This is a genomic window from Nitrososphaera sp. (genome assembly GCF_037447015.1).
Lineage (GTDB): Archaea > Thermoproteota > Nitrososphaeria > Nitrososphaerales > Nitrososphaeraceae > Nitrososphaera.
Genome location: NZ_JBBIHK010000009.1, coordinates 53447 through 62268, shown reverse-complemented (window position 1 = coordinate 62268; position 8822 = coordinate 53447). Strand labels below are relative to the sequence as shown.

General features: G+C 55.9%; 14 protein-coding genes. 6 read left to right on the top strand and 8 right to left on the bottom strand.

The window, feature by feature from the left end; translation table 11 throughout:
* On the bottom strand, positions 1 to 370 hold a 370-nt coding region (locus WKI84_RS05335; protein ID WP_337862494.1), incomplete at its 3' end, for a hypothetical protein.
* Between the two features lie 123 nt (positions 371 to 493).
* Here WKI84_RS05335 and WKI84_RS05330 point away from each other — a divergent pair.
* Positions 494 to 910, top strand: a complete 417-nt coding sequence (locus tag WKI84_RS05330; protein WP_337862493.1) for a bifunctional nuclease domain-containing protein — start codon at positions 494 to 496, stop codon at positions 908 to 910.
* Between the two features lie 22 nt (positions 911 to 932).
* On the opposite strand, the gene WKI84_RS05325 is transcribed toward WKI84_RS05330, so the two are convergent.
* The 4 genes from WKI84_RS05325 to WKI84_RS05310 all read right to left on the bottom strand — a co-directional run bounded on the left by WKI84_RS05325 (position 933) and on the right by WKI84_RS05310 (position 3826).
* A complete protein-coding gene (locus tag WKI84_RS05325) occupies positions 933 to 2033 on the bottom strand; it encodes a formate--phosphoribosylaminoimidazolecarboxamide ligase family protein (protein ID WP_337862519.1) in 1101 nt (366 codons plus the stop codon).
* Positions 2034 to 2077: 44 nt separating this feature from the next.
* Positions 2078 to 2395 (bottom strand): twin-arginine translocase TatA/TatE family subunit, encoded by a 318-nt coding sequence (locus WKI84_RS05320; RefSeq protein ID WP_337862492.1) that lies wholly within the window; start codon positions 2393 to 2395, stop codon positions 2078 to 2080.
* Positions 2396 to 2479: 84 nt separating this feature from the next.
* Complete coding sequence (gene tatC / locus WKI84_RS05315) at positions 2480 to 3301, bottom strand: twin-arginine translocase subunit TatC (RefSeq protein ID WP_337862491.1); 822 nt, start codon at positions 3299 to 3301, stop codon at positions 2480 to 2482.
* A 63-nt stretch (positions 3302 to 3364) separates the two neighbouring features.
* Complete coding sequence (locus tag WKI84_RS05310; protein WP_337862490.1) at positions 3365 to 3826, bottom strand: hypothetical protein; 462 nt, start codon at positions 3824 to 3826, stop codon at positions 3365 to 3367.
* A gap of 71 nt (positions 3827 to 3897) precedes the next feature.
* On the opposite strand from WKI84_RS05310, the gene WKI84_RS05305 reads away from it, so the two are divergent.
* The 5 genes from WKI84_RS05305 to WKI84_RS05285 all read left to right on the top strand — a co-directional run bounded on the left by WKI84_RS05305 (position 3898) and on the right by WKI84_RS05285 (position 6925).
* Positions 3898 to 4443 carry a HEAT repeat domain-containing protein gene (locus tag WKI84_RS05305; protein ID WP_337862489.1) on the top strand — a complete coding sequence of 182 codons (546 nt, stop codon included), beginning with the start codon at positions 3898 to 3900 and terminating at the stop codon, positions 4441 to 4443.
* Between the two features lie 27 nt (positions 4444 to 4470).
* On the top strand, positions 4471 to 4821 hold the full coding sequence (locus tag WKI84_RS05300; RefSeq protein WP_337862488.1) for a hypothetical protein: 351 nt from the start codon (positions 4471 to 4473) through the stop codon (positions 4819 to 4821).
* Between the two features lie 108 nt (positions 4822 to 4929).
* Positions 4930 to 5304 carry a helix-turn-helix domain-containing protein gene (locus WKI84_RS05295; protein WP_337862487.1) on the top strand — a complete coding sequence of 125 codons (375 nt, stop codon included), beginning with the start codon at positions 4930 to 4932 and terminating at the stop codon, positions 5302 to 5304.
* Between the two features lie 88 nt (positions 5305 to 5392).
* Positions 5393 to 6691, top strand: coding sequence for a hypothetical protein (locus WKI84_RS05290; protein ID WP_337862486.1), 1299 nt, complete (start codon positions 5393 to 5395; stop codon positions 6689 to 6691).
* Between the two features lie 81 nt (positions 6692 to 6772).
* Positions 6773 to 6925, top strand: a complete 153-nt coding sequence (locus WKI84_RS05285; RefSeq protein WP_337862485.1) for a hypothetical protein — start codon at positions 6773 to 6775, stop codon at positions 6923 to 6925.
* A 241-nt stretch (positions 6926 to 7166) separates the two neighbouring features.
* Here WKI84_RS05285 and WKI84_RS05280 read toward each other — a convergent pair whose 3' ends face one another.
* The 3 genes from WKI84_RS05280 to WKI84_RS05270 form a co-directional block, all read right to left on the bottom strand.
* Positions 7167 to 7664, bottom strand: a complete 498-nt coding sequence (locus WKI84_RS05280) for a hypothetical protein (protein WP_337862484.1) — start codon at positions 7662 to 7664, stop codon at positions 7167 to 7169.
* Positions 7665 to 7862: 198 nt separating this feature from the next.
* Positions 7863 to 8378, bottom strand: a complete 516-nt coding sequence (locus WKI84_RS05275) for an ArsR family transcriptional regulator (protein WP_337862483.1) — start codon at positions 8376 to 8378, stop codon at positions 7863 to 7865.
* The gene (locus WKI84_RS05270; RefSeq protein WP_337862482.1) at positions 8379 to 8780 is read right to left on the bottom strand and encodes a hypothetical protein; all 402 of its coding nucleotides are present in this window, start codon (positions 8778 to 8780) and stop codon (positions 8379 to 8381) included.
* Positions 8781 to 8822: the final 42 nt, after the last annotated feature.

Sequence of the window (8822 nt, the reverse complement as noted above, 5' to 3'; positions counted from 1 at the left end):
GCCTGTTATTCGCAAATGCGCCTGCAATGTGCGACATCAGGCCAGACGACGACCCTGCACGCCTCTGCTCTGACCTGAGTATGACGTACGCGCCATAGAACGCGGCGGCCATAGCCGCGGCGGTTATCGCAAACACTGCGTTTGCCAGGCCGGCCAGCTGCTCCGGCGGAACCGGCGTCAGCCCCGAACCTGCCAGCCTTGAGTAGATCACAAACGCGATGGCAAGCGAGGTCGCCCCGGTGACAAGTATCCTAAAGCCGCTTTCCCGCTCGGCCTGCCACCGGCTCCAGCCGCCAATGCTGCCACTACCACTACCGCTGTTGTTGTTGCCGCCGTCCATCCGCCTTTTCTTCTGGGTTGGAGGGCGCACTTTTGCAAATTAAATCTTGTGTCCTGTCCTCCCTCCCTCTGGGGCGTATATGTGCCCTTTTGCACGCCACGTCCGAGCTATAGCCTGCAAAGCCTTAATTCCGAGTGCAGCCCATAATAGGCAGTGTTGGAAGAGGACGAGTACGTCTCTGCCAAGATAAGCTACGTCGGCTTTGTAGACCAGATGGGGCTCGAAGGCGTGGTCATCCTGAAGGCCGAGGACGGCAAAGAGTTCCCGATGCGCGCCTTTTCAGGCGAGGTCGCAAGGCACATCTCGCGCTTCCAGGAAGGCGACAAGGGCGGCATCCCGACCATCTACAACTTGGTGGAAGAGATAGCGGCGATGGAAGACCTGCTCCTCACAGAAGTCAGGGTATACCAGAGCGGCTCGGTGCTGCGGGCAAACCTGTACTTCCGCAAGCGCGGGAGCGAGGTGGTGCTGCGCAACTACAGGGCGTCAGACTCGATAGCCCTTGCCGCGTACTATGACATCCCCATAAAGGTGAGGAAGGGGCTGTTTGAGGAGCCAATAGAGCGGTGAACCTTTCTTTCTCCTTGGATAACTAGGTGACAATGTCCCGCAGGCGCCTCTGCGCTATCGCGTTCTTTACCTCCATCGCTATCCTGCGCCCGACGCCCATCGTGTGCCCGTAATAGTATTTCGTGTACGGGCTAGTAGTCGCCATTATGGGGTTGCCCGGCACCCTGAGCGAGACGTCGTACACTACAAAGTCGAGGTCTGTTGTCACTATGCTCTGGAGCGAGAGCGGGCCTATGATGCCCGGCGGGTACTCTTTTTTGGCAGATGCGACAAATCTGTCTCCCATCTCGAACACCTTTTCAAGGAGCGACTCTCGAATGCTTGCCGGCGTGTGGCCGACTTCGATGTTCTGCGTCTCCACACCCTCGATTTCCATCTGCTGCCTGGCCGGCATCGATACAAAGTCGTGTAGGTTGGTCTGCAGCCTCCTCTCTATCCCCAGAAACTCGGTCTCGCCTGTCAGCGGCGAGTGGAAAAAGTTCAGGTTGAAATAGGTGCCAAGCACGTACTCCTCTATCACCGCGTTTTCAAGGTCACGCTTTGTCACCACGCCCTGCTCCACCTTCTGCTTTGCCTTTTTCTTGTAGTCCTCGTACGATGTGACGATGAAAAACGCCCGCTCGAGCTTGCGCCTGGCCTCCTGCACCTTGACCATCGCCGGCCCGGCAATATCTGAGGGCCTGCGGTATATCTTTGGGTGCCGCAATCCGGCTTTTTCGATGAGGTAGTACTGGTTGCGGGGGGCCGAGCGCTCCTCCGCCCTCAGGAGCGACCTGTTGCCAAACACCGGCACCTTGAAGTTGTTCTCGATGTTGTCGTACCCGAGGTAGGCGGTAAACGCCCTGTGGGCCACCATGACGCAGTTGAGGTCGCGCAGCCTCTCCTGGTTCTCCCTGTTCAAAATGTCAGAGAACTTGTCAAGCGTGATTATCTCGTCTGCGAGGCGCTTGAAACGCCTGTAGGGCAGGTCCCTGCCCTTCTGGCAGATGCACACCGTCTTCATGCCCTCGTCCTTGGCGCCGTCCATCACCTCGAGAGCCGAGTGACTGCCGATGGTGGCGATTGCGACGTTTCTCATGTCGTAGCGGTCGACGATGCCTGCGATCTGCTGGTGGCCGATCATCAATATATACGGTATAAAGGGGAAATAAAGTTGTAATAAAAAGCCTACTTTTTGTTGTTGCTGTTCGTCCTGTTCAGCTCGACGTCGATTGCGGCCCGCAGCTCCTCGTCGTTCTTGTTGGTGTAGTCGATGCCGAGCGTGTCTGCGATCTCTTCAAGCTTTTCGCGCCCCATCTTGCCGCCGCCTGATTGCTGGCTCTTTAACTGCTGGATCTCGCGCTTGGCCTCCATCCTCGCCTTTTCGTATTCGGCGCCGGCCTTGCCAAAGGTCCTTGCGAGCTCGGGGATCTTTTTCACTCCAAAGAATATCACCACTATGATGATGACGATAAAGATCCATTCCATGCCTTGCGGCATCTGCATCGTCAGGGCGCTGAGTAGTCCCAAAGAGGACATCTTCTAGGGCACAGCTAGCCTTTTTGAGGATTTAAGTGTTAGGTATCCGACTTACTTGTTGCCGCCGCCGGCCATGGCCGCTTCCTGCCTGGCGATCCGGCGCGCCCTCGCCTCGACTGCCGCCATGCCTGCCGCATAGAGGGCGAGCATGGGCAGGGCCACAAACCACATGGTTATCCCGCTCCCGTCGGGCGTTATCACGGCGCCGAATATGACAATGATTATGACTGCGTAGCGGAAATTGTTGCGCCAGAACGTGGGCGACATGGTGTCGGTGAGGGCTATGCCGTACATCAGTATAGGGAGCTCAAACGATATCCCAAAGCCGAGCAGGAACTGGAGCACGAACGAGATGAAATCGGTGATGTTGAACAGGGGGACGACGCCTATTGCCTCGCCGTACTGGTAGAGGAAATCTAGCACGAACGGCACCACGACCACGTACGAAAACGCCACGCCTGCCACGAACAGGGCTATTGCGGGCACAACCACGCGCGAGATGCTCTTTCTGGCCTGCGCGCTTATCGCCGGCGAGATAAAGCCCGAGATCTCTTTGACGATGACAGGCATCGAGCCTATGATTCCGGCAAGGACGGAGACGTACATCTGCGCAAAGAACGCCTGCCCCGGGGCCGTCTGCACCAGCGTGACGTTGTCCGGCAGGAGCGTGTCCTGCATGTAGAGCATGATCCGCGCCGAGAGGTTGTGGATGGCGTCCGGGTATGGATACGCAAGCGTCAGCCCACCAAACTCGGCAGGCCGCAGGTCGAACGTCATTGTAAAGATGGTGATGGCAATGACCGCTATCACGATGTGCATGACGCGCACGCGGAGCTCGTTCAGGTGCTCCCGCAGGGTCATCTCGGCCGCCATTTCCAGCGCCGTTTGCTACGCTGGCGGAGAATATAACCTATCTACCCACCCACATTATTATTGCTAGTCGGGGCCCGGGATGGGCAGCGCCTTTCCGGCGGGGAGCTTCCAGGCTTCCGAGTCTACCTCTTCCTTGGTGGCCTTCTCAAACTCTATCGTCAGCTCAACGGGCGCGTTGAACTTCAGGCTAAGCTCGTTTGCCAGGAGCGCGACCGACTTGCCGTCTGCAAACTCTTTTGAGCCCTGCAAAAAGCCCCTGCTCTGGCGGTAGAGCAGCTGCCCGCCGAATTTGCCCTGCAAAAAGGAGGCAAGCTCGTCCACCGTCTTTTTCGGCACGTCGTTAAAGTAAAAGCAGACGCCGTGCACCGGCTCCTTGTCAAACGGCGTGCCGTACCTGAACCAGAATACGCCAAAATGCTCGTACTCGCCCTGCATGCACTTGATGTCCCAGTGGTTCGCCTTCTCTGCCGGGTAAGCAGAGTCGAGGACGTCGGTGATGCCAAGACGCCAGTACCTGACGCGCATATACGGGATGCCTGTATTGTATGGTTGTATAATAAGGTATAAAATTAAAAGGGCGCTCTGCCGGAGCACAGTTGCCATACAATATGCCACCTGCATCATCATCACCACCGCCAGCAAAAACGACGACAAAATATTCCACTTCCCGCGAGCGCAACAAGCTCTTCGAGGAGATGGAGAGGCAGTTTGACGAAAAGAACTCGAAATACTTTGAGGGCCTGCTGACGCACAAGGACAGCGTCGTCCGCACCAGGGCCGTCTGCATACTCGCCGAGATAGCCGGCGAGGCTGCGGTGGCCCCGATAGGCAGGGTGCTCAAGGACGACGACAACGACCTGGTCCGCCACGAGGCGGCCTTCTCGCTGGGCCAGCTCGGCTTTACGTCCGGCATCCCGGCGCTTGCAGACGCGGTCAAAAACGACCCGAGCCTGTTCGTCCGCCACGAGGCGGCAGTCGCGCTGGGCGTAATCGGCTCTGAGGAGGCCCGCAAGACGCTGGATGCGGCGCTGTCAGACGAGAGCGAGGAGGTGCGCGACTCTGCCGTAGTCGCCCTTGCAAACCTTGACTACATAAAGGCGGTCAACAGGCGCAACGACTTTACGAGAATGACCGGCGGCTAAAATTATAAGCCGCGTCTTTCCTATCCTGTGGAAAGCGTAAACAACATGTCTTCTTCCCCTTCTTCTCCTTCTCCTGGCGACGGCGACTGGCTGCGGAACATAGGCGGCAACTGGCGGGACGTCCGGTGTCCCTGCGGCAGCTCTTTCCACTACCAGGGCAAGCTTGACGAGCTGTTTGCGTGGGAGCGCATACACCTGCGGCACATGGCGTCTGACTATGAGAACCACGAGATGCTCTCTTTCTACCCAAAAGACATGGTGATCATCTATCATTCATCGTCAGGCTATGTCATAGAGAGGCGCCGGCACCGGGGCGAGGAGATAAGCGAGGTGCACCAGGCGCGCCTTCACGGCAGGGCCCGGCTCGCAGGCGTCTGATCGCCGCACCGCAGGTTGCGCCGGGTTAGTCGCTATAGAAAGGTAAATTTATCGAGTTAACCCAGGGTAAGCAGGTGAAACCAGGGTAAGTTGTTGGACGCCCGGCTGATGGCAGCTATGGACAGCAAGCTAAAGCAGTGCCCGATAAATTTCACGTTCCAGGTGATAGGCAAAAAGTTCACCCTGCTCATCATGCGGAACATGATGCACTTTGGGCACAGGCATTTCAACGAGTTCCTGACGATAGAGGGGATAAACCCAAAGACGCTCTCGCAGCGCCTCAAAGAGATGCAGAGGAACGGCCTCGTCGACAGGAAGGTCCACCCCGGCACGCCGGTCAAGATAGAGTACTTCCTGACAGAGAGGGGCCTTGCGCTATCGCCTCTGCTTGAGCAGATGATGCTCTTTTCGATGCAGCATTTCCCGGACCAGGTGTGCAGGGACGGCAGGCCGATGACCCTCGACGACCTCATCAAGCCATAGCTTTTTGCAGGATTTCTTTCATCCTGCGCCTGCAACCCTGGTGCAACCCTTAATTACAATGCCTTCCTTCTGCATTTATAGATAGATAATGGCGTCCCCCTCCTCCTCACCATCAGCAGCAGCCACCGCTAGCAATAACGATCTGGTTGTCCGTTTTAACGGCGTGCTACCCGACGCAGGCGAGACTTCTGCTGCTGGTAGTGATGAAACAGCCAACACATCGATCTCTATTTTGTACAGCAACTTCCATCTTTTGGTGGACGCCGGCCCCGGCGTCGCGGCAAGCCTCGAAAAGGTATCATCATCATCTGCGTCCGGCGGCCTTGCAGGCCGGAAAACTCCTGACGCCATCCTTGTGACAAGCTCCAAGCCGGGCCACACCAGCGACCTTGCGCGCGTAGGCTCGGCACCACCTATCTATTGCACGGCCACCTGCGCCGACCAGGTGTCAAAAGAAACGCAGATACCGCGGCAGCAGTTCACGGAGGTGTCGCCGGGCCAGAGCTTTCAGGTCGGGCCGTTCCTTGTCATGCCGATAGCGGCAGAAAATGCGGCCGAAGGGCCGGGGGCACCGGGCTCGCTTGTCTACGTCATCAGGGCCGGCGACAGAAAAATAATCGCAGGGTGGGACTTTTTGAGGCTGGTGGGGGCCGACCCGGGGATAACCTGGAACCCCGACCTTGCAGTGCTCGGGACAGAGACCTACAACTCGCACCCGTCTACCGGCATGATCTCTGTGACAGAGGCGTACGACATTGTCCGGCGCTGGAACGCCAAGGACTGCTACATCGTCCACTATAGCGGCGAAAAGGACAGAGAGGACGCCCGGAACCAGTGGCACCGGGGGCCCGACAAACCGCTGCCGCCGGACGAGCTGCAGGCAGTGATAGACGAGCACCTGCGCGCCTCCGGGCAGGGCGGCAAGTTCAAAATCCGGGTGGCAAGGCAGGGCATGGTGTGGCGGCCTGCTACTGCTATTACTGCTGCTGGGAGGGAAGACGAGGAGAAAGGAGACGAGGGGCCGGTCGGGCCCAAGATAGAGGTGGAAGCCACCGAAAAGTACGTGTTCGCCATAGAAAAGCTGGCGGCAACAGCAGGTGGAGGGGACGGCAGCGGCAGCAGGGTCTCCTTCACGCTCGAAGACAGCATCAACCGGCTGACTGCCGAGTTTGTGAACCCGCGCAGGCAGGGCAATTCACTCCACGCCGACGCGATGAAGAGCATGATGATGAAGGGCCCAGAGCTGCATCTGGAGATTCTGCCCGGCGATAGCGCACTAGTCAGGGTGAACATCACCAAGGGCAAAAAGGAGGTCTTTGCCGGCGACATACCGGTGAGCGAGCGCGACGCGCGCCGGCTTTCAAAATACCTGGCAGAGAACTTTTGAGCAAGTAAGTGTAAGTATCACAGGATTGCAGGAATTTCCATGAACTGTTGATATATACAGCATGCGGCATTTCCCCTGTCTATGTTCAGCTGCCCGCGCTGCGGCAACGCGCTTGCCAAGAAATACTTTGACTGCGAATACTGGACTGCAAGCCGCGACCCTGTGTGGACCTGCGGCACCTGCAACCTGTTCTACAGCCCCAAGGAGATCAAAAAGAGCCTGCTCTGTGCGTAGTGGCGTGAAATAAATAGAGAAGCGGGCCCGGTGGTTCCCTAATTCTCCAGATATCGAGTCCGAACTCAAACGGTTGATTTCGGACATGCTTACTCTATTGCAGGGAGCAAATTATATAGTTTTATGCAAGCGACAATGTAGTATTACAGTCGGATGAGACGTTATGATTTTGTTTTCTGTTATTCGTGTACATGGGGTTCAAATCTTACAATCAGTGTTTTACATTACTGTTTTGGCCGTACTACATTTTGCCTTTAGAGTGTAGGTATACAACGATCCCGACCATCGCCGCTGCTGCCGGAGTAACGTAATAGAGCAAGAGCTCGTCAAACGGTATGCCGGGTGCAAATGCAGAGATGTCAAAGCTTGCCACCAAGGGCTGTGACTGGTACTTTTCATGGCCAGCAATACGCGTCTGCAATGTAACAACATAATCGCCTACGTTGTCGAACCTGTAGGGGACTGTGATGTCGCTTGTCTCGTACAGCCGGTATGGATTTTGGTAGACCACCTGCCCCGACGCCTTTTCTGTTATGATGAGTGCGCAATACACATTGTAGATGTTGCTTCCGTTCTGGAGCACACTAAAATTGAGTGTCGAGTTGGTGCCGACGACTGGGGCCTGCGGGTACGGCTGAAACACCACTTGGTAGCCGTCGACATCTTTCGTTGCACCAAAAAAGTGCGCATCGACAGGCTTGGCAACCAGCGCGACGGCTGCAAGCAGTATTACCACCAATAATAAGAAGCGCAGTATCACTACCGAACCAGATAGCACTCCCTGCTCATTTTAACTATTGGTACATTTTACGAATGAACCACAATCGCTAATATGCAATGAGTGCAATAATGTCGTAAAGGATCTCTACGGAGAGCCTTGTTCATTACACGGAGAAGGGGGATTCTCTCCTTTCCCCTATCCGTGTTATATCTGAATTTACAATTCGTCCAGAATTTCAACGTAATTGTCGATGACTCTGTCAACAAAGCTAGCTCTATACTTTGACAGCACGTCTGCCACCAGATCTTTGTCGATGAGGCTATACAGCTGGTACTCGCCGTACCGGACGTTTAGGATGCCTGCATTCCTGAGCCGCTTCAGGTGCGACGAGACAGTTGACGGTGCTTTTTTCGTATGCTCGACTATCTCGTTGAAGGTGCACATGTCTCTCTGCAGTATGAATGAAATTATCTCGCGTACAGGCCCGTGCCTGACATAGCCAAGCAACTGCAACTCTTTTTCAGGTATATTGACAGGATAGTACCGCGTGGTCCTTGACTTCCTGTCTACCTTTATCAGGCTAGCCCTTTCAAGGGCCGCCAGGTGGTATGTGAGCACGCCGTTGGCAAGTCCGGTGAGACGCATGAGCTCCCTGTAGCGTACGCCCGGCTCTCTTTCTATGTGTCGAAGGAGTAGCTCTTGAGTGCTTGCCACTTCTTGCTCCAGCTTCATCTACTTGTTCACCTTGAGCACTCCAAGCCCAAACAGGCTGAGCATTACCAGCAAGATCAGGTGAGGTGCCTCTATGTTGAGATTTGGGATGTCGAGCAGAAATGGTATTCCCGCTGCCTGCAACAGGTAGGATACTTCTACTGCTCCAAGCGCCAGGAAGCCAAGAGTCATGAAAAGCGTGCGGCTGCCACCAGCTCTCCTATAGGCGAGAAGGGACACTATGCTTAGAAATGCGGCAATGGTGACGCTGGCCATGTGTAGGACAACATGGTAAATCATCGACTGGTGGGGGACGTGCGGGAGCACAAGTGGCGCTATGATTCCAACTACTATAGCAGCGGTAAGGCCCAAGAGCAGCGGCTTGCTGGCAGCTTCTTGAACAGGCCCGGTACCCGTCTGCATGTTCGTGTTTGGACCTGTACCACTAATAAAGAGTGTGGTACA